Below are 20,147 nucleotides of genomic sequence, written 5' to 3'. Positions count from 1 at the left end.
GTTAAATCTGAAAAATTGATCATTTAGTTCCCCGAATTGTTAATCTCTGCCAACTTGGTTTCGGCGGCCTGAGCACTCTGAGTACCCGGGAAATCGGTGATAACCTTATCATAGATCTCCTTGGCCTTATCCGTATCGCCCTGGGCGTTATAGGAGTTGCCAAGATAATACAGGGTATTAACATTTGTATTGTCATACTGATATGCCTTGGAAAGATTGGCTACAGCAGTATCATAATCTTCAGCTTTGTAGGCTTCATAGCCTGTGTTGTAATAGGATGTGGCAAGCTGAGGTCCAACCAGTGACATAAGGCTGTTGTACAGAGACATAAACTCAGCAGAAACATTCTCATCGATGGCATCAAGATCAAGATGCTCCAGAGCCCCTGCCATTCCCTCGATATCGGAGGGATCATTAATGTAAAGGGCTGTGGCCTCCATAAGGCTGTTCATTGCAGCGGAAGTACTGTCTACGCCTTCATAGCCGGTAACCTGAGACTGAAGCTCCTCAACCTGTTTCTGGAGGTTACCGATCTGCTGCTCATAATCCACCAGCTGAGCCGACTTGGAATCGGACTCCTCGCTGATCTGAGTGATCTTGGCCTGGTTGTTGCTGTTGATACTCTGAATTCTCTGAGGCAGGATCAAAAAGCATGCTGCCGCCACACCAAGCACCATTCCAAGGACGATTCCCCAGATGGAGCTGGATCTGGCTATTGCCGACTTCTTAACCGGCTGAATGATCATCTCATTGCCGCTGTTGTATCTGATGGAGCCGTCATTGTCCGCAGCCACATCGGAAACCAGCTTGCCGCTCTCGCCGGGAAGCAGCATACTGTCAGCTTCCTTGAGATATCTTCTTGCCATCAGATTGCCCGTATCAAGCTCAAGAGCCTTCTGGGACTCGATCTTGGCTCTGTCCCACTTGCCGTTTTTAAGGCACAAAAGGGCAAGCAAAAGATGTGCCTTAACCAGTCTCTTGTTGAGCTGGAGCACCTTCTTAAGCTGAATCTCCGCCAGATCGTAGCTGCTTTGATGACAGTAGTTAAGCGCAATATTAAATTTCTTGATGGTCTGATTGATGTTGTCCAGAAGAGATGGTGAATTTCTGACATCATCAATATAGTTGTCAGCCAGATTGTTATCGGACTGAAGGTTCTTACTTATAACCCACTCGGCAAGGGCTGCTACCACTTCGCCGGTGTCGTAATATATAAGGCCAAGAAGATTCCTGGCATTTATATTGTTTTTATCAAGTTTAAGGCTCTGACGAAGGGACTCGACAGCGCCTGTCATATCTCTAACGCCTGCTTTCTCAAGGCCTTCATTGTAGAATCTGTTGGAAAGACTCTTGATCTTCTTGTAGGTTCCTACCCTGGCTCCGCAGCCCGGGCAGGTGCTATCCTTGGTAAGCTCGGCTCCGCAATAATAACACTTCATGTTATCTTACCCTCTTTGCCGTATCTGCTTCCTGACTTGCTTCCTTGAGAAGCTTAACAATGACATCGGACATATCGTCAAGATCCTGCTTGTAGATAATGTCCTCTGCATCCTCTATTTCAAGACTTGGTTTGAATTTCTTAAGTTCTTCTTCAAAATTGATCATAATAGCCTCTTAAATTATTTCCTTGATCTGTCCGGCGAGATAAAGTGATCCTGCCGCAAATACCATATCCCCGGATTTCCTGATGGTTATAATATCGGTAACGGCATCCCGGACATTGCTGTAATATTTAATGGGAAGTCCTATGATTCCCAGTCTGTCCTTGCTGTCCTCGAAGGCCGCCTTGAGATCTCCCATGGATACGGTCCTCTCGGTATTAAGTACTGCTACAAATACGGAATCAAATATTCCGCTGGAAAGAAGCCTGTCGATGATATCTCCGTACTGCTTGTCTCCTACGATTCCGAACAAAAGGAGCCTTCGTCCTTCACACTCTATTCCGGAAACGCTGTCAATAAAAGCCTCTATTCCGTCAATGTTGTGGGCTCCATCCACAAAAATACCCGGCCGGATTTCTTCCATCCTGCCGTCCCACTTGGCACTGATAAGTCCATCATTAATGTCCAACTCAGTGATATTGGCGCCCTGATCCCTTAGGATCTCACAGGCAGTTACCGCCAAAGCGGCATTTTCTGTCTGATATTTGGCCAAGGTTGATAGCTTTAGGCCACAATATTTATCATAAAGGGAATTATACGAAAAAGCAATGTATTTATTCCCCTGTTCGTCCTTATTAATATGTACATCGGTGATATTTCTGCTCTCCACCGCAATCGCCCTTGTATCAAGGCTTAGCGCTGTCTGCTTGATAACATCTGAGGTTTCTTTGGTCTTGTCAAAAAATACGACGGGAACGCCCTTTTTGATGATTCCGGCCTTCTCGCCGGCTATTGCCTCAAGGGTGTTGCCCAGGTACTGCATATGGTCGTAGCCGATCTCCGTAATAACGCATACTTCCGGTTTCCTGATACTGTTGGTGGCATCGAGCCTTCCCCCAAGTCCGGTCTCCATCACAAGATAATCCACCGGATATACATCGTAGAGAAGTACTGCCATAAAAAAGAGAAATTCGAAATAAGTCGGGAAAAATTCCCCGTCTTTGTATTCAAATATTCGGCGCAGCGTCTCCATAAATACAACCAGGAATACACCGTCCGATATAGGTTTGGTATCTATGCAGAATCTCTCATTGATCTTAACGAGATGCGGCGAAGTAAAGGTACCCACGGTGTAGCCCGCCCGCATCAATATCCAGGAGATATAGCTGCAGACAGAGCCCTTGCCGTTGGTCCCCGCCACATGGATTATCTTCATGTTTTCCTCGGGATTACCCAGGTACGCAAGAAAAGCCTCCGTCTCTTCGGCGGAGTGCTTTTCTGCGAATCTGGGAATCGTGTTAAGGAAATCCTCAAGTTCTGCAATTGTTATCTTTTCTGCATTATCGGAGCGCTCAATAAGCTTCCGTGCCTTGCCTAATAACTCGTTATCCATAACTCTCAGCTTAGTGGCAGCGATTATTTTTTCAGCTGCGCAAGTCTTTCTGTAATCTGATCATAGGTCTGCTGATACTTTAGCTGCTTGTCCTTCTCCTCTGCGATCTTCTCTGCGGGAGCCTTGGAAAGGAACTTCTCATTGCTGAGCATGCTCTGGGATCTCTTAAGCTCACCCTCAAGCTTCTTCTGTTCCTTGGTAAGTCTCTCGATCTCTGCTGCACGATCAACAAGATCTGAGAAAGGAATATAGCAGGTTGCATCTGCAAGAACTACTGAAACAGCGTCCTCAGCAATTCCTGACTTATCCTTCTGGCAAACAGACTCTGATGCGTAAGCAAGGGACTCGAAGAAGAGCTTACCCTTTGTGAAGATATCAAGAACCTCGTCCTTGTCACTTACTACGTATACTGCTGCCTTTCTGGAAGGAGCAACGTTCATCTGTGTACGAACGTTTCTGATGCCTCTTACGGCCTCTTTGATGGTCTCGATTGACTTCTCGTCTGCCTCGAAGTTCCACTCATCCTTGTAAACAGGCCACTCAGAGATCATGATGGACTCTTCCTCATCCTGCATTGTGCAGAAGATCTCCTCTGTGATGAAAGGCATATAAGGATGAAGGAGCTTCAGTGCGTTAAGAAGCACGGTCTGCAGGGTCCAAAGAGCTGCCTCGTGGGAAGTCTTGTCATCTGAGTTGTAGAGACGAGGCTTAACCATCTCGATGTACCAGTCACAGAACTCATCCCAGATAAAGTCATATACCTTCTGAACGGCGATACCAAGCTCATACTTGTCCATGTTCTCGGTAACTTCCTTGATGGTATTGTTGAGCTTACTGATGATCCAGTGATCAACGGGCTCAAGACCGGAGGGCATGGGCTGATGGATTGCTGAAGGAGCATCCTCTGCCATGTTCATCATAATGAATCTTGAAGCATTCCATACCTTGTTGGCAAAGTTACGGCTGTTCTCTACTCTCTCGTTGTAGAAACGCATGTCGTTACCCGGTGCGTTACCTGTGATAAGAGTAAGACGAAGAGCATCTGCGCCGTAGTTCTCGATGATATCAAGAGGATCGATACCGTTTCCGAGGGACTTACTCATCTTTCTTCCCTGAGAATCTCTTACCAGACCATGGAACAGAACAGTGTGGAAAGGATAAGTTCCCATGTTCTCATAGCTTGAGAAAATCATTCTGATTACCCAGAAGAAAATGATGTCATAACCGGTTACAAGTACGTCTGTAGGGAAGAAGTACTTAAGCTCCTTGGTGTCATGAGGCCATCCAAGGGTCTCAAAAGGCCAAAGTGCTGATGAGAACCAGGTATCAAGAGTATCAGGATCCTGTGTAAAGTGGGTCTGTCCGCACTTAGGACAAACTGTAGGAGCTTCCTTGGCTACAACTACCTCTCCGCACTTGTCGCAGTAGTAAGCAGGGATTCTGTGGCCCCACCAGAGCTGTCTGGAAATACACCAGTCACGAATATTGTCTGTCCAGTTGAAATATGTCTTCTCCATTCTCGGAGGAATAAGCTTGATCTCGCCTTCCTTAACTGCCTTGACAGCGGGCTTGATGAGCTCGTCCATCTTAACGAACCACTGTGCCTTGATCATAGGCTCAACGGTTGTGTGGCAACGGTCATGGGTTCCTACATTGTGAGAATAATCCTCGATCTCAACAAGAAGTCCCATCTCATCCAGCTCTTTTACGATGGCATCTCTTGCAGCATATCTGTCCATGCCCTCGAACTTGCCGCCGTTTGCGTTGATTGTGGCATCGTCATTGAGGATGTTGATTTCCTCAAGGTTGTGGCGCTTACCTACCTCGAAGTCGTTAGGGTCGTGGCCGGGAGTGATCTTAACTACACCGGTACCGAATTCCATATCTACATAAGAGTCCTCAACAATAGGAAGCTCTCTGTTAACAATAGGAAGAAGAACCTTTTTGCCCTTGAAGCTCTTATATCTGTCATCATCAGGGTTAACCGCAACAGCTGTATCGCCAAGCATTGTCTCGGGACGTGTTGTAGCAAACTCGATGAACTCTGTCTTTGAAACAGTTCCGTCCTCATCGATCACAGGATATTTGATGTGCCATAAATGGCCTGCCTGCTCCTCGTACTCAACCTCAGCGTCTGAAATGGAGGTCTTACATACAGGACACCAGTTTACGATACGGCTTCCCTTATAGATGTAGCCTTTTTCATGCATCTTGCAGAAAACCTCGGTAACAGCCTCATTACAGCCGTCATCCATGGTGAAACGCTCTCTGTCCCAGTCGCAGGAAGAGCCCATCTTCTTGAGCTGAGAAATGATGGTTCCGCCGTACTCTTTTTTCCACTCCCAGGCTCTCTCAAGGAACTTCTCACGGCCAAGGTCTCTCTTGTCGATGCCCTCTGCCTTAAGAGTGTCAATGATCTTAACCTCTGTGGCGATGGAAGCATGGTCTGTTCCGGGCTGCCAAAGAGCATTGTAGCCCTGCATTCTCTTGTATCTGATGAGAATGTCCTGCATGGTGTTATCAAGGGCGTGGCCCATGTGAAGCTTACCGGTGATGTTCGGGGGTGGAATCACAATGGTAAAGGATTTCTTGGTCTCATCAACTTCGGCATGGAAGTACTTCTTCTCCTCCCATTTGGAGTAAAGACGTCCCTCGATACCTTTTGGATCATAGGTTTTTGCAAGTTCTTTCTTCATAATCTTCTCCTATCTCTGATCTAAACTGCTCGGCAAGGGATAATCGTTTTTTTGGTAAAAAACGCCCTTAGCCGAATGAACAACTCAGCTAAGGGCGTAGTTAACGCGGTACCACCTTAATTCACAGAAAGCATCACTGCCTCCTGCCTCTGCAGCATCATAAAATGCTCTATCCTCTAACGCTGATAATGCGGGAACGTTTGTTGAGGAAAAGACCTCATTTCTGGACGTCCGGTTCAAAAGCTACCTTCCATATCGCAAACGATTGTATCCTCTCAGCGACAGCACTGCTGCCGGACACATTCTCTTTAGTCGCCTGACTGATATGTACTCCTCTTTCTCAAAACCTTTGATATATAATTAGTAAATATCATAAGTTACATGTTCTTCATTGTCAAGTTTGGCTGTCAGTGTCATCATTCCGGGGCATATCGGCCACTTGCGTCTTGTGGAGCAGGACGATCTCGCCTTTTTTGCCACCTTTGACCTCATAGAGGGCATTGTCTGCGGCGTACATGTAGTCCCAGAGCTTGTTGGTCTCAAGGGGAACGGAGTTCCTGATACCCTGGGATATTGACAGATACTCCTCAGAGCCTGCAAGACCGCTCTCTATCTGCATGGAAGCCACTGCCGAGCGAAGATTGTCTGCATAGTTCATAACCTGATCGTCTCTTAGACTCTCATAGATAATGACAAATTCATCTCCACCGTAGCGAAAGCCGTGAATCCTGGGATTGTCCCTGGATATCCTGGCAATCTGAGAGGCGATCTTCTTAAGGCACTCGTCACCGGCGGGATGCCCGTAGGTATCGTTGTAGTGCTTGAAATTGTCCACATCCAGGATCTCCACCGCAAGAAGGGTCCTGCGATTATAGGCATTGTCGAAGGCCACGTCAGCGAATTTGTTAAGCGCCAGTCTGTTGCCAAGCCCCGTCAGCGGATCGGTCTCCGCCTGCTTCTGTAAAAGAGTGTTCTCCTTCTCTATCTCCGAGAGCTTCTTACGGATACCGGAGAAGAACTTGTAGTTACTTATGATCTCCTTGTTCTGGAGCATGCTGTATTTGTAGAAATCCTCGAGGGCCTTGCCCTTCTCCCTGCTGTCGTCCACTCTTTCATAGAGCTGCACGCGAAGGGATGCCGCCTGGAGCTTGAGATTGGTTATGTTAAGGTCGTCCAGGGATCTCTCGATATTCTTGATTGTGCCAATGGCCTCATTAAGTCTTCCCGTCTCCATAAAGAAGCGGCATATTCTGAAGATATCCTCCATATTGTCCAGCGGATATTTGTTCTTCTGTATCAGATAGGAGAGCTTGTCGGAATAAGCCTGATATTCTTCCATCCTGCCAAGATAGTGGTTGGCCCTCATTCTGATGTCAAGAATCGGCACATCCAAAAAGTAATCCCTGCTGCACCTTAGGTCCGCCTCGATCTTGGCTATACCCTCAAGGCACTTTGCCACAGACTCACGCTTATCCAGCTGCATATAGCAATCCGCTTCGAAACAGTAGCAAAAAAGAACATTCCTGTAATACAGGCTTTCTTTCTTGTTCTTCCTGATATCCCTGTAGGCTGCCCGGATATGGGACAGTGCCTCCTTCACATCACCGTTGTCGTAGTAGATCTGACCGATGTTGTATCTGATAATGCCCGGCACAACGCTCTCATGCATGTTCTCACAGTATTTGAGTCCTGCGTAGAAAAAGTCCAGGGCAGGCTCCTTGGTGCCGTGGTTCATGGCATCAATACCAAGGAGATTGTAGCACCTTGCCAGATGCTCGTAATCCCCGCACTGCTGAAGATATTCTATTGCCTTGAGAAGATTGGTGTTGAATCTGCGATAATTGGTGCTTATCTGGTAATAAGCATCTGCCAGATAGTAGTAAGCGTAGCCCAGTAGATTAATATCATCTACGGCCTTGGCCTTTCTCAATAGACGATTGCATATGTTGATAAAACTGCCCGACATGGAAGACCTGGCAGTCATTAGTTCCCTGTTAAGTCTCTGAACATCTAAATCATAATCCTCTATTCTCATACCCGCCCCTCGCTAAATCCGAATTATGACCAAAAGAAATATAAATAATTCTACAATACCAAGGTGCCTATCGCAAGAAAATAAGGGAATAAAAAAGGACCGATTTTTCGCCCTAATATTTTCGGATTCCGCATGCATAGGGCATTACAAGAATTTTAACGACACATCTGTCATATCTAAGTATGGTTTACATAATGTATTTGACCAATTCGGTCAGATAACAATTTTTTAACGGTTCTTGGTTCTATTTCACAACAACTTGTAAACCCACTGTTTTAGCGGTCTTTGATTTTTACCCTTTCAGGTAATCCCCAATTTCCACAGAGTTATCCACATGACACGCATGTCGTTAACCTCTAACAATTTTGTGATTTTTCTGCTTTTTTCGTAAATTGTATCTATTTTAGCATCAATTAAGTACAAATAACGGTTTACATAAATTAGTCTTTTATTTTTATATGTAAACCATTTTGCCTCATTTTTATGATAAATCGTATATATCCCCCCCTATTTTAGTGGTTATAACCCGCTCCAGAACTGTTCTGCGGCTGTTTTGACCGTTTCGGTTAATACCCGCTTACACCCCTGCCATTCCCTCGGAAACAGACTTCTGTATCCGGTCTGCATAAAGCGGTCATCAAGAAGGGCCACAACGCCTCTGTCTTCTTCTGTTCTGATAACTCTTCCCGCTGCCTGAAGGACCTTGTTCATCCCCGGGAACTTATAGGCATAGTCGTAGCCGTCCTCTCCCTGTTCATCGAAATAGCTCCTTATGATCTCTCTTTCGTTGCCCACCATGGGAATGCCGCAGCCCACTATGATAACTCCTATAAGACTGTCGTACTTAAGGTCTATTCCCTCACTGAAGATTCCGCCCATGACGCAGAAGCCCAGGACGTTTTTGTCCTCCACGATCTCAAGATCCATGTTGATGATCTTGGACAGGTCAAGGTTATTTCCTGTGGAAAAGCGCTCCAAAAAGGCCTCCCTGGAGGTCTCACTCATATAGTCCTGTTGAACTAAAAGCTCTGTGGTCTCCTCGTCGAAGAACTCATTCTCATAGATCTCGCCCACTTCCTCCATGAACTGATGGGAAGGGAAAAAGATGAGGTAATTGCCGCTTCTGGCCTTAACAATGCTGTCTATATAAGAGGCGATCCTGTGGTACTGCTCCGGGCCTCTTTTGGAATATTTGCTGGTGACATCCGCTCCGATGAAAAGCCCAAGCTTGGACGGGTCAAAGATGGATCTTGCATAGATCTCAAAGTCCTCAGCCGTGCCTCCAAGCAGCTTTTTGTAATACTGAATGGGCAAAAGTGTGGCGGAAAAGAGTATAGTGCTGCGCCCTCTTCCCATGCACTCCGCAAGGTTCCCGGAAGGATCCACGCAGCGAAGCCTTAGAAGGAAGCTCCCATCCTCGGCAAATTCGCTGTAGATCACATATTTGTCATCAAGCTTGTCATAGATAACAAGGAATCTGTGGAGGTCAAAGTAAAACAGAAGAAGTTCCTCTCTGCAGGGGCCCTCTGAATGATCCTCCAGATACTCGGAAATAATGGTAGAGAGCCTGTTAAGGGCATTTGCCAGCTTCTCGATTGAAGTTATGACCTTGCAGCCGTCACAATCTCTTTTGAGTTCCAAAAGAAGCTTGTTACACTTATCAAGGTGTCCGGCGATGCTGGGATGATATTCCTTGATGGTATTCTTAAGCTCAAGAAAGCTCTCCTTGCGAAGAACGGCGCTGTACATCTCCCTGCCTCTTTCAAGGAGGTTATGGGCCTCATCCACAAGGAATACGTAATCCGTTTTGAGGGCATCGGAAAAGAACCTTCTAAGATATACGAAGGGGTCAAAAACGTAGTTATAGTCGCAGATCACGGCATCTGCCCAAAGGCTCATGTCAAGGGACATCTCGAAGGGGCAAACCTGGTATTTTGTGGCATACTCCACTATTTTTTCCCTGTCGAAGCTGTCCTCATGGGTCAGCAGGTCAAAAATGCAATCGTTGATCCTGTCATAGTGACCCTTTGCATAGGGACATGCCTCGGGATTGCAGTTCCTCTCCTCTTCTCCGAGGAAACAGATCTTGTCCTTGGCTGTAATGGTAACGCTCTTAAGGCGAAGCTTCTGATCGTTCCTAAGGATATCAAAGGCTTCCTCGGCAACGGTCCTTGTTATGGTCTTGGCTGTCAGGTAGAAGATCTTGCTGGTTTTGCCCTCACCCATAGCCTTAACGGAGGGGAAGACAGTGGAAATGGTCTTGCCGGTACCTGTGGGGGCTTCGAGAAAGAGTTTTTTGCCATGGACGATAGTTCTGTAGACACCGGCGGCGAGATCCTTCTGGCCCTCTCTGTAGGGGAAAGGGAACTGAACAGCCTTGATCGATGAAGTCCGGAGGGTCTCCCACTCGCACTCGAAATCAGCCCATTTCCTGTACTTGGAGATGAGGTCAAGGAACCAGGTCATGATCTCGTCGTAGGAAAAGGACTTGTCGAAATACCTTTTTTCCTCAGTATCGATATTGCAATAGGTTATTCTGATGTTGATCTCTGGATAGTGTCTGCCCGCAAGGTACATGGCGCCGTAGCACATGGCCTGGGCAAGATGAAGGTCATCCGCCTCTCTCATTCTGGAGAGGTCTCTGTAGGTTCCCTTGATCTCATCGATCATGGGTACGTAACTGCTGCCTGGAATGAAGGACTCCTGAGATGCCTCCAGCTCAGATATTGGTTTGTCGAAATTCTTGTCGAGAATGCCGTCGGCTCTTCCCTCCACCACAAGCGCATATTTTTCCGCATCATAGCTGTAGCTTAGGGGCACCTCGGCGTGGTAGTCCGGTCCCATACTCTTTTGAATCATGCGATGGATCCTACTGCCCTCAAGCATGGCGTCGGGTGACGTCTGATGTATACGATTGTCTATGTTTCCGCTTCTTAGGATGAACTCCACAAGACCGCGGACCGATATTTTTATCTCCATTAAGTGAATGATCTCCGATGAAATGTAATAGGAGCACAACAGAAAACTCCCTATGGCACATTTTATACCATAGGGAGTCTTACTACCACTTTAAATATGAAATTGTATCTACCGATTATGCTACGGTAAGTGAATTGAGCACCTGCTCAAAGCTCTGGTCATAACCGCTGTACTCAACTGTGAGCTTCTGTGTAAGATCAAGACCGAAAACTCCCAGGATTGACTTAGCGTCTACTACGTACCTGTTATAGTATATATCTACATCGAAATTACATTTAGTCGCAGCATTGACAAAGTCCTTAACCTGTGCGGGTTTCAGCATAATATTTTTCTTAATTACGTGCCTAAACATATCTCCTACTTCCTTTCCACAAATGACCAAACGTCAACTAATTCCTATACGTAAGCGTTTAAGTAAATGCTTAGTAGAATATACCCTCTTGGCATCGATTTGTAAATAGGATTTTGTGAACAAACGGTGAAAGATTTTCGAATTTTTTTTATAGATTTTTTATACTTTATTTCGCTAATGTAATAAAAAAATGTATATATACTGTAGAAAAATATACAATGTTTTGAGATAAACTATTGCAATAAGAAGCGTTCCGCTTTAAGATGTTAAATAGTAAAAATTTAGGTAAATTGGAGTTTATCAGATGGAAAACCTTAAGATTCCCAAGAAATACGAATGCGCCCTGGATCTTCACGATACCCAGGTCGGCATCAAAACAGTAAAAGACTTCTTTCAGGGCATGCTCGCCACAAGACTTAACCTTCAGAGAGTAACCGCTCCTTTGTTTGTTACTCCCGAGTCAGGTCTTAACGACAACTTAAACGGTGTTGAGCGCCCGGTTTCTTTCGATATCCTGAACGAGAATCAGCGTCCCGCCGAGATCGTTCACTCTCTCGCCAAGTGGAAGAGATACGCACTCAAGAAGTACGGCTTCAATGTTGGCGAAGGCCTCTATACGGATATGAATGCCGTTCGCAGAGATGAGATTCCCGACAACATCCACTCCATCTTCGTTGATCAGTGGGATTGGGAGAAGGTCATCAGCAAAGAGGACAGAAACCTTGATTTCCTCAAGGAAACAGTAAGAAACGTATACAAGGTTCTCAGAAAGACAGAGAAATTCATGTCAATTCAGTATGATTATATTGAAGAGATCCTTCCCGACGATATTTTCTTTATCACAACCCAGGAACTGGAGGATATGTTCCCGGCCAACACTCCCAAGGAGCGTGAGTACTACATCTCCAAGGCTAAGGGCGCTGTCTGCATCATGCAGATTGGCGACGAACTTGCTTCCGGAGACAAGCACGACGGCAGAGCACCTGACTACGATGACTGGCAGCTCAACGCCGATATCATTGTTTACTATCCTGTTCTGGATATTGCTCTTGAGCTGTCCAGCATGGGAATCCGTGTAGATGAGAAGTCCCTTATGAGCCAGCTTGAGAAGGCAGGTTGCACAGAGCGTGCTAATCTTCCTTTCCAGAAGGCAATTCTCGACAAGGAGCTTCCATACACCATCGGAGGCGGTATCGGACAGTCAAGAATCTGCATGTTCTTCCTTAGAAAGGCTCACATCGGAGAGGTTCAGTGCTCTATCTGGCCAGAGGAGATGGTTGCCGAGTGCGAGAAGAACGGAATTAACCTTCTTTGATCCTGCCATATTGATAATGATTTGTTTGGGAAGCCCGTTTAATATGGCTTCCCATTTTTTTGCCGGTTGGTCCGGCTATTGCAGAAACGGAGATTTAATGAAAAACACAATACACCAGATAATTCAGGAAACAATTAAGCCAAGGGCAATCCTCGTTGGACTTAACGTAAACAGAAGCGATCTCGAATTCGAGAGATCCATGAATGAATTAAAAGAGCTGACCAAGGCCCTTGACCTGGAGGTGGCAGCAGTGGTGACCCAGTCCCTGTCCTCTCCCGACAACAGCACCTATATAGGAAGCGGCAAGGTGGAGGAAATCAAGGATTCCCTCGATATCTTCGATGCGGATATCATCATCTTCAATGACTCCCTCTCTCCCATGCAGCTTCGTAACCTTGAGAAAGCTCTGGACACTGAGGTCATGGACAGAACAGGCCTTATCCTACAGATTTTTGCCTCAAGAGCCAAAACAAGAGAAGCAAGACTTCAGGTTGAATATGCACAACTTCAGTACATGCTTCCAAGACTGGCCCATATGCGCACCTCCCTCTCAAGACAGGGCGGCGGCAGCGGCAGACTCTCCAACAAGGGTTCCGGAGAGAAGCAGCTTGAGCTTGACAGAAGACGCATCGAACACCGCATGGCTGAGCTAAGAAGAGAACTGGAAAACGTGGAAAAAGAGCGTGATACCCAGAGAAGCAGAAGGCTTAACTCAGGAGTTCCCAGAGTCTCTCTTGTGGGCTACACCAACGCCGGTAAGTCCACAATCCTCAACAACATGATCAGAAACTACGGAAGCGACGGTCAGGATGCGGATGAGAAGCTGGTTCTTGAAAAGGACATGCTCTTTGCTACCCTTGATACTTCCGTAAGAAGAATAAATGCCCCGGGTCACAGACCCTTTTTGCTGGCGGACACGGTAGGTTTTATCAGTGAACTGCCCCACTCCCTTGTTAAGGCCTTCAGGTCCACTCTGGAGGAGGCTAAATATGCTGATATTCTGCTGCAGGTCATCGATTTCTCAGACCCGGAGTACAGATATCATATGGATGTCACCAGGGATACTCTCACTGAGATAGGAGCAGGTGATATTCCGGTCATATATGTTTTTAACAAGTCAGACCTTGTGCAGAAGGAGCAGGAGGAGAATTCCCAACTGGTGATGGATGTTCCAAGGTCCATGGATGACAGGGTATATATCTGTGCCAAGGCTGAGGACAGTCTCGAGGAGCTGATCTCGGTGATCGAAAGAAAGCTCTCGGAGGGCGCGTCGGAGTGTGAACTGCTGCTCCCCTATTCTGAAGGCGGTATCTTAAATGCCCTGACTCAGGGCGGAAATGTACTGTCCAGTGAGTATCTTCCCGAGGGAATAAAAACGGTCGCCAGACTTACGCCTGCCGACCGCATGAAATACGCTAAATATATATCGGATTGATTGCTGTTAAAGGGCATCAGCCAAGCTGAACCTGCTTGCGGATGCTCTTTTCGTTTACCTCTGCCTTGACGCGGTTAAGTGCCTTGTGTACGGCGGGAATCAGCAGAACGATGATCGTAAGTACTGCCTCTGCTCCGATGTAGGAACCGTTGTAAAGGGATGAATAAACAACGGGATGCATTCCCTCGGGAGCGTAAGCTGCGAAGAATATCACGCCGGAGAGAACGGAGAATATGAAACGACCGAATATTCCAACAAGATATCCGATGATCATTCCGTTCTTTTTCTCATAAAAGAAACCTGCAAGGCCAAGGGCTGTGAAGGCCAGCACGTAGTCGCAGACAAGCTGAGGAACGCTGATGATATAGGGATCAACGATCATCTGGAGAAGTCCGTAGGCAAAGGCAGCTGAGATGCTGACTCTGGGTCCGTAGAGGTATCCGATGAAGGTTATGAAGAACATACTAAAAAGTGTTACGCTGCCGCCCATAGGAAGCTTGAAGAGCTTGATATTGGACATTACAAAGGCAAGTGCGATGCAAAGAGCTGAAACAGAAATCTGCTTGATGCTCATTTGGCCCTTGCCGTCCTTGTTGGTAAAATAGCTGATGGCCATGGCCGCTACCACAAAGAGAACAAACATTAAGGCATAGCCGCCCTTGGTGAGACTGTAGGTTACGTCTCCGTCTTCAATTACTTTTTCCAAAAATAAATACATATAAAAATCCTCCCCTGATGGATATCCGCTTCAGAGGAGGTTATTATTTCTTGATTGTGGTGTATCAGTCAGACTGTGTAGATGTGGTCTGTGATGTAACCGTTGCTTCCCTACGCCGGCACTATCCGGATCAGGTAATAAGGGTTAGACGCGCATAACGCATACACTCTCAGCATAGCTCCCCTAGCGGTTTATTTAGTTCATATCCATTAAACACTTGACGGGGGCTGTTGTCAAGAGGGGATATTGGTTTCCCGGAAGGGGGATCAGGGAGGGGGAGTTGTATGGGCGTGGGAGGGGGGAGGGGCGCTGAAGAATGGCAGAAATGCTCGCCGCTCTTTCGCTTGGATTTATGGCTTTGTCAAAATACCGCAGCGTATCTACGGCTCTAAACTCCGCCCGGGATGGGTTAATATGGTTACCCGGAGGTGCTGTGGCCGGGCGTCAGACAACGAGCCGTGGGCAGATACGTTGCGGTATTTTGACAAAGCTCATAAATCCTGGCGCTCTCTCACAGGCTCGCATTTCTCTCATCCTTCAGTGCCAAGCTAATGCCCCTCCCACGCCCATACAACTCCCCTCCTCCCTGAGATCTCCTGCCACCACGGATAAAACCAGATACATTACTGTCTGTTAAATCAGATGATGTAGGTGTCAAAAGTATCTTTTGACACCATATGATATTCGTGAAAATCAGGTACACATTGGTGGAGAAAAACATATAAACATTGATAACGATAATCGTATACAATAAACTTAGATGCAATAGAGTTAATCCCATTACAATAGTTATGTGCATACATAGCGAAAATACTAGCAATTAAAAAACATCATAATCAAGAGGAGAAATATTGGATAAGTATTTGATATATATGAGAAGTAAGCTGAATAGAGATACTTCAAAGAGTGTAACGCCGGGCACTTACATGGTTTATGGGGTGGTGGGGGCACTTTTTGCGTTGGCGCTGACAGTGCTGTTTAATGCGCTTGGGCTGGTTGAGGCTGAATCATATCAGAAGGTGGCTAAGTCGCAGTTTGGTGTTTTTGAGTCGCCGGTTATGATGATGCTGTTGTACTGCGTATTTACTCCGATTGTGGAGGAAGTAGTGTTCAGGTTCGTTATTTATAACAGTCTTAATTATGCAATAAAAAAGGACCTGTGGGCCCTGATGTTGTCGTCTTCGCTGTTTGGGATCTATCATATGAATCCGGTGCAGGGGGTGTATGCATTCCTGATGGGAGTGGTGATCTGTTATTGCTATCGCAGGTCGGAAAGTATTTTTGTCCCAATAATAGTACATGCCAGCGCTAATCTGATAGCACTGGCATACACCATTTTTTTCTTATGAGGGGTTTACAACTATTTGTGCATTAGTCCACCGGAATTGTAGAACTGTATTCAGTTTAACAGCAGATTTGTCAGATAACTTATCAGATATTGCGGGCGATATGCGTAAATTGCTCAAAAAAACCGTCTTTTGGGGTGACCAAAAACCGGTTTCCAATAAGCTAAGTAACCATGCATTCCGCAACCGTTTCCACGTTATCAGTTTCCAAATATAACAAAAATGTTCACAAAAAAATCACATATTTCCTTGGTTTATTATGCTATTTTCACATCAAAATCCCATTTTGTTACATTTTACGCAATATTCAGAGGAATCACAGTTCCGAATCTGAAGGAATAAATATATATCTCCTTTACTTTCTTGCCTGTGGCTGCTTCCAGCGCTCTCTTGTAGTATTGGAGCTGTATGCTGTAGCGCTGTACCAGTTCCTCTTCGGTATCCACTCTGTCGGTCTTGTAATCCATGAGAACGATGTCGTCGCCCTCAAAGAACCAGGCGTCAACGATTCCCTGTATAAGAACTGTCTCCTCAGGCGGGAACTTGGAGTCCAGGTCAGCTGCGGAGATTCCCATCATGAAGGGCTTCTCTCTCATGAGATTACCGGTTCTGTAGGCCGTGGCCATACGCTGTCCCAGGGATGAACCCAGGAATCTGGTGACATCTGCAGACCAGACAGACTGCGGGTATTCCGGCGGGATCACTTTTTTGTCCGCCAGATCCTTCATCCATACATAGATTCTCTTGGATATGTTGTCCAGATCTGTTCCCTTCATCTTCCTTGTCTTGGAAGGTTCAACGTCATCGAAGATCTCTGCCGCATTATCAGTAAGCTTCTTATCTCCGAAGATATTCTCGTCCAGAAGCTCCATGATCCTGTGATAGGCGGTACCTCTGTCAGCTCCGGACAGGCGCTGTATCACCGCGGTCTTAACGTCAGCCGCGCCTTCTGTAGGAGCCTTTGCTACATCTTCCATATCGAAGGGCACCTCAATGGCATCCTCATCTATGAACTCAGCTTCTGTACCAAAGACCTCTCCCATTTCCTCGAGAAGGTGCTTTTTGAGCTCTGTAACGGTGGTCTTGGTGTATAGTCCCTTAAGATTCTCAAAGGCATATCTGCTCTCAAACTTATCCTTAAGCCTCTGGGCCAGCTCCTGATCAAAGCCCTCAAGGACGCCTCTTTTCAGCTCTTCCTTACGTAGATTACCCATCACATCGGCGATTATCATATCACGGCGAAGGTCTTCATCCTGAAGAGCAGTAACGCAGAAGGCAGGAAGGTCGCCTTTTTTATCAATGAATTTGACGTAGGTTTCCTTGTCTACTCCAAGCTTGTCCAGTGCTGCCTCGAAGCTCGGATGGGCAAGTACGGCGGGAAGTGTCCAGTCATAATAGCTCATGGCACCAAACCTTGCGGAAAACGGAAGGCGCACAGCTGCCTGATTCAGAGGCATCTTGTTAAGAGCCTTGGCAAGCTTATCTCCAAGTCCCTTGACGGAAGCTGTCATAATGAGCTTCTCTTTGGCTCTGGTAAGGGCTACGTAGAATATTCTAAGCTCCTCTCCAAGGCTGTCTTTGGTCATCTTGTCGGCGATAACAAGGCGCTTCAAGGTATCGTATTTGAGCCTGTGCTCCAAATCGATGCACTTTACTCCAACACCAAGATCCATGTCTGAGATAAGATCTCCCTTGGTGTCCCGCATGTTAAAGCGCTTACTCATCCCCGCTACAAATACAACGGGAAACTCCAGACCTTTACTCTTATGAATACTCATGATGCGGACAACATCGGCGTTCTCATCGATGATTCCCGCTTCGCCGTAGTCCACCTGAATGAGCTTAATGTGTTCAATATATCTGACAAAATGGAATAGTCCCTTGAAACTACTCTTTTCAAAGGTCACGGCCTTGTTAAGAAGGAGCTCAAGGTTGGCCTTTCTCTGATTTCCGCCGGGAAGAGCTGAAATATAGCAGTCAAAGCCTGTCCTGTCGATGATGTACTCCAGAAGCTCATGAACGGGAGTGTACACCGACATCTCCCTTAGCTCCTCGATGAACGTGATGAAGCTTCGGAGCTTGGCTGTGAGAGCATCCTCATCAGAGCTGCCTGCAAGAAGCGCCTTGATGGCTCCATGCATGGAATCCTGCTCTCTGGCCTTATCGTTTCCATTTATCATAACCCTTACCCGGGCCAGTTCCTCGTCGGAGAAACCTCCGATCACGGAGTGCATGACGCTGACAAGGGGTATATCCTTGGTGGGATTATTAAGAAGTGACAGGAGATTTAGCATCACCGCCACTTCGTAGGCTTCGAAGTATCCGCTCTTTGACTCCACGTAGGCAGGGATCTGCTGGCTCTCAAGTATTCTCTTAAAGCAGGTATCCCAGCCGCTGGGTGACCTTAACAATATGACGATATCCTTGAACTGCAGGGCCGGATTCTCCTGTCTTAAGGCATGGATCTTCTCGGCTATAGCAAGAGCCTCTTTTTCCCTTGCGCTGTAACCCTCAAAATCTGACAGATCGTGGAACGCTTCCGGTTCTTCCTGCGCTGCGGATACTACGCCTTCCATAGCTCCATCCTCGGGATCGTATCCGCCTTCCTCGTAGTCCTGCCCGCTGCCCTCCTCGGCTGCGGAAGCAGATGGAATATCCACCAGAAGTAGCTCCGGGGTAACGTCGTAGTCCGGCTCTCCATAGGCATCCTTTGCACCGAAAACAAGCCTGGCATCCGCGTCGTACTCAACGCCTCCAAGGTCTTTTCCCATTATTCTGTCAAAAATGTAATTGGTGATATCAAGAACCTCTTTGCGGCTACGGAAGTTCATGTGAAGGTCTATTCTTCTGTTTTCCGAAGCCCCATCCTTTACAAAGGTGCCAAGCTTATCCATGAAGATCTCAGGCCTTGCCAGTCTGAATTTATAGATACTCTGCTTGACATCGCCAACCATGAAGCGCTCTGAGATATCCGGCTTTTCCCCGGAGATGGACTTAAGGATCAGCTCCTGAACGTTGTTACTGTCCTGATACTCATCGATAAGTACTTCTCTGAAGAAGTTCCTGTATTCAAGGGCTACAGCCGTCGGAGTGCACATCTCTATTATTTCTTCGCAGGTCTTTCCGCGAGAACTCTCCTCATCAGGGTGATCTACGAGGATCCTGAGGGCAAAATGCTCCATGTCTGAGAAATCTATAAGGCCCTTCTCACGCTTTTTTTCATCAAAAAGAGCCTTGAACTTCAGCGCCAGTCTGCAAAGCTCATGTACAGCAGTGCTGCAGAGTTTCATCTGATCAAGAACGGTGCCGGCGGGCAGTGCCAGATACTTCTCTATAATTGTGTTTTTCAGCTTTTTCTTTACGCTGTCCCTGATGTCCTTGACGTTTTTCTTCTTGGACTCGGAGACGGTGTCATCCTTTTTCCTGGATAGGGTCTGGAACTGAATGACTCTTACTGCGTCAAAGAGTTCGTCGTAGGTCTTTTTCCCAAGGACAGCTTCAAATTGCTCAATATCGTTCTGAATATTGTCACCGTACTGATGAGGGCCGTCGGGATCACAGCAGATCTTCTCAGCCGCCACCAGGTCATCTCTGCACTCGGCGAGCATCCTTAAGATGGTGTCCACGCAGTCCTGCACCCAGGGAAGACTGTCGAACTCGCCTTCACAGTCGTAGTCCTTCATTCTGTCGTTGATGTAGTCCTCGGGCCAGGGCATACTCATGGCGAAGTCGTAGAGCTGCATAATATAGCTGATTGCGGCCTCATCACTGCTGCCAACGCCAAAATAGTTCATGACGTAGAGGAAATCCGGATTCTGCCCCTCAAGGGCCAGTGCATACTCTTCCTCCAGCATGTCCTTCATGACTTCTTCCTGAACAAGCTTGAGCTCACCCTCGTCGCCTACACGAAATGAAGGGTCCAGGCCGATGTTGTTGAAGTTGTTCTTGACTACGTACTGGCAAAAAGAGTCTATTGTGGTGATCTTTGCGTTGTGGATAAGGGTCTCCTGCTTCTGAAGGTGCTTGTTGTCAGGTTCTTCCTGAAGCCTCTTCTGAATAGCCAGAGTGATCTTCTCCTTCATCTGGGAGGCTGCGGCCTTGGTGAAGGTCACCACCAGCAGATGGTCGATATCAAGGCCTGCCAGCACCATCTGAATGATACGTTCGACAAGCACCGCTGTTTTGCCGGAGCCGGCAGCTGCGGATACCAGTATATTGGCGTTTCTTTGGTCTATTACCGCCTGTTGTTCCGTTGTAAATTTAATTGCCATATTGTT

At 46.8% G+C, this 20,147-nt stretch carries 12 protein-coding genes and 1 riboswitch; of the genes, 3 read left to right on the top strand and 9 right to left on the bottom strand.

Annotated elements, in window-relative coordinates; translation table 11 throughout:
* Nucleotides 1-23: 23 nt before the first annotated feature.
* From NXH67_RS12675 to NXH67_RS12645, 7 genes are all read right to left on the bottom strand, one after another.
* Nucleotides 24-1,439, bottom strand: a complete 1,416-nt coding sequence (locus tag NXH67_RS12675; RefSeq protein ID WP_022777762.1) for a tetratricopeptide repeat protein — start codon at nucleotides 1,437-1,439, stop codon at nucleotides 24-26.
* A 1-nt stretch (nucleotide 1,440) separates the two neighbouring features.
* The gene (locus tag NXH67_RS12670; RefSeq protein ID WP_022777761.1) at nucleotides 1,441-1,605 is read right to left on the bottom strand and encodes a hypothetical protein; all 165 of its coding nucleotides are present in this window, start codon (nucleotides 1,603-1,605) and stop codon (nucleotides 1,441-1,443) included.
* Nucleotides 1,606-1,614: 9 nt separating this feature from the next.
* Nucleotides 1,615-2,994: a bifunctional folylpolyglutamate synthase/dihydrofolate synthase gene (locus tag NXH67_RS12665; RefSeq protein WP_272797595.1), complete on the bottom strand. Its 1,380-nt coding sequence runs from the start codon at nucleotides 2,992-2,994 to the stop codon at nucleotides 1,615-1,617.
* Between the two features lie 23 nt (nucleotides 2,995-3,017).
* Entirely contained in the window at nucleotides 3,018-5,690 is a 2,673-nt protein-coding gene (locus NXH67_RS12660) for a valine--tRNA ligase (RefSeq protein WP_272797594.1), read from the bottom strand.
* Between the two features lie 394 nt (nucleotides 5,691-6,084).
* Nucleotides 6,085-7,725 carry a tetratricopeptide repeat-containing diguanylate cyclase gene (locus tag NXH67_RS12655; RefSeq protein WP_272797593.1) on the bottom strand — a complete coding sequence of 547 codons (1,641 nt, stop codon included), beginning with the start codon at nucleotides 7,723-7,725 and terminating at the stop codon, nucleotides 6,085-6,087.
* Between the two features lie 519 nt (nucleotides 7,726-8,244).
* Complete coding sequence (locus NXH67_RS12650) at nucleotides 8,245-10,704, bottom strand: ATP-dependent DNA helicase (protein ID WP_272797592.1); 2,460 nt, start codon at nucleotides 10,702-10,704, stop codon at nucleotides 8,245-8,247.
* 115 nt (nucleotides 10,705-10,819) lie between these two features.
* Nucleotides 10,820-11,026: an HPr family phosphocarrier protein gene (locus NXH67_RS12645; protein ID WP_272797591.1), complete on the bottom strand. Its 207-nt coding sequence runs from the start codon at nucleotides 11,024-11,026 to the stop codon at nucleotides 10,820-10,822.
* Nucleotides 11,027-11,360: 334 nt separating this feature from the next.
* On the opposite strand from NXH67_RS12645, the gene asnA reads away from it, so the two are divergent.
* Nucleotides 11,361-12,371: an aspartate--ammonia ligase gene (gene asnA / locus NXH67_RS12640; protein WP_022777755.1), complete on the top strand. Its 1,011-nt coding sequence runs from the start codon at nucleotides 11,361-11,363 to the stop codon at nucleotides 12,369-12,371.
* 97 nt (nucleotides 12,372-12,468) lie between these two features.
* Nucleotides 12,469-13,806, top strand: a complete 1,338-nt coding sequence (gene hflX, locus NXH67_RS12635) for a GTPase HflX (protein ID WP_272797590.1) — start codon at nucleotides 12,469-12,471, stop codon at nucleotides 13,804-13,806.
* Between the two features lie 16 nt (nucleotides 13,807-13,822).
* Here hflX and thiT read toward each other — a convergent pair whose 3' ends face one another.
* Nucleotides 13,823-14,524 (bottom strand): energy-coupled thiamine transporter ThiT, encoded by a 702-nt coding sequence (gene thiT, locus NXH67_RS12630; RefSeq protein WP_272797589.1) that lies wholly within the window; start codon nucleotides 14,522-14,524, stop codon nucleotides 13,823-13,825.
* 90 nt (nucleotides 14,525-14,614) lie between these two features.
* A riboswitch (TPP riboswitch) is annotated at nucleotides 14,615-14,719 on the bottom strand.
* Between the two features lie 677 nt (nucleotides 14,720-15,396).
* On the opposite strand from thiT, the gene NXH67_RS12625 reads away from it, so the two are divergent.
* On the top strand, nucleotides 15,397-15,873 hold the full coding sequence (locus NXH67_RS12625) for a CPBP family intramembrane glutamic endopeptidase (protein WP_196804946.1): 477 nt from the start codon (nucleotides 15,397-15,399) through the stop codon (nucleotides 15,871-15,873).
* Nucleotides 15,874-16,166: 293 nt separating this feature from the next.
* On the opposite strand, the gene addA is transcribed toward NXH67_RS12625, so the two are convergent.
* On the bottom strand, nucleotides 16,167-20,141 hold the full coding sequence (gene addA / locus NXH67_RS12620) for a helicase-exonuclease AddAB subunit AddA (protein WP_272797588.1): 3,975 nt from the start codon (nucleotides 20,139-20,141) through the stop codon (nucleotides 16,167-16,169).
* Between the last annotated feature and the right edge of the window lie 6 nt (nucleotides 20,142-20,147).

The sequence above is a fragment of the Butyrivibrio sp. DSM 10294 genome, assembly GCF_028539135.1.
In the GTDB taxonomy this organism is placed as follows: Bacteria; Bacillota; Clostridia; order Lachnospirales; family Lachnospiraceae; genus Butyrivibrio.
This window is presented reverse-complemented; position numbering and strand designations above follow the sequence as displayed.

Coding starts and splice junctions, on each gene's coding strand:
- thiT (WP_272797589.1), bottom strand. CDS start 14,524: ATGTATTTATTTTTGGAAAAAGTAATTGAAGACGGAGACGTAACCTAC.
- NXH67_RS12665 (WP_272797595.1), bottom strand. CDS start 2,994: ATGGATAACGAGTTATTAGGCAAGGCACGGAAGCTTATTGAGCGCTCC.
- NXH67_RS12645 (WP_272797591.1), bottom strand. CDS start 11,026: ATGCTGAAACCCGCACAGGTTAAGGACTTTGTCAATGCTGCGACTAAA.
- hflX (WP_272797590.1), top strand. CDS start 12,469: ATGAAAAACACAATACACCAGATAATTCAGGAAACAATTAAGCCAAGG.
- NXH67_RS12670 (WP_022777761.1), bottom strand. CDS start 1,605: ATGATCAATTTTGAAGAAGAACTTAAGAAATTCAAACCAAGTCTTGAA.
- addA (WP_272797588.1), bottom strand. CDS start 20,141: ATGGCAATTAAATTTACAACGGAACAACAGGCGGTAATAGACCAAAGA.
- NXH67_RS12655 (WP_272797593.1), bottom strand. CDS start 7,725: ATGAGAATAGAGGATTATGATTTAGATGTTCAGAGACTTAACAGGGAA.
- asnA (WP_022777755.1), top strand. CDS start 11,361: ATGGAAAACCTTAAGATTCCCAAGAAATACGAATGCGCCCTGGATCTT.
- NXH67_RS12625 (WP_196804946.1), top strand. CDS start 15,397: ATGAGAAGTAAGCTGAATAGAGATACTTCAAAGAGTGTAACGCCGGGC.
- NXH67_RS12660 (WP_272797594.1), bottom strand. CDS start 5,690: ATGAAGAAAGAACTTGCAAAAACCTATGATCCAAAAGGTATCGAGGGA.
- NXH67_RS12675 (WP_022777762.1), bottom strand. CDS start 1,439: ATGAAGTGTTATTATTGCGGAGCCGAGCTTACCAAGGATAGCACCTGC.
- NXH67_RS12650 (WP_272797592.1), bottom strand. CDS start 10,704: ATGGAGATAAAAATATCGGTCCGCGGTCTTGTGGAGTTCATCCTAAGA.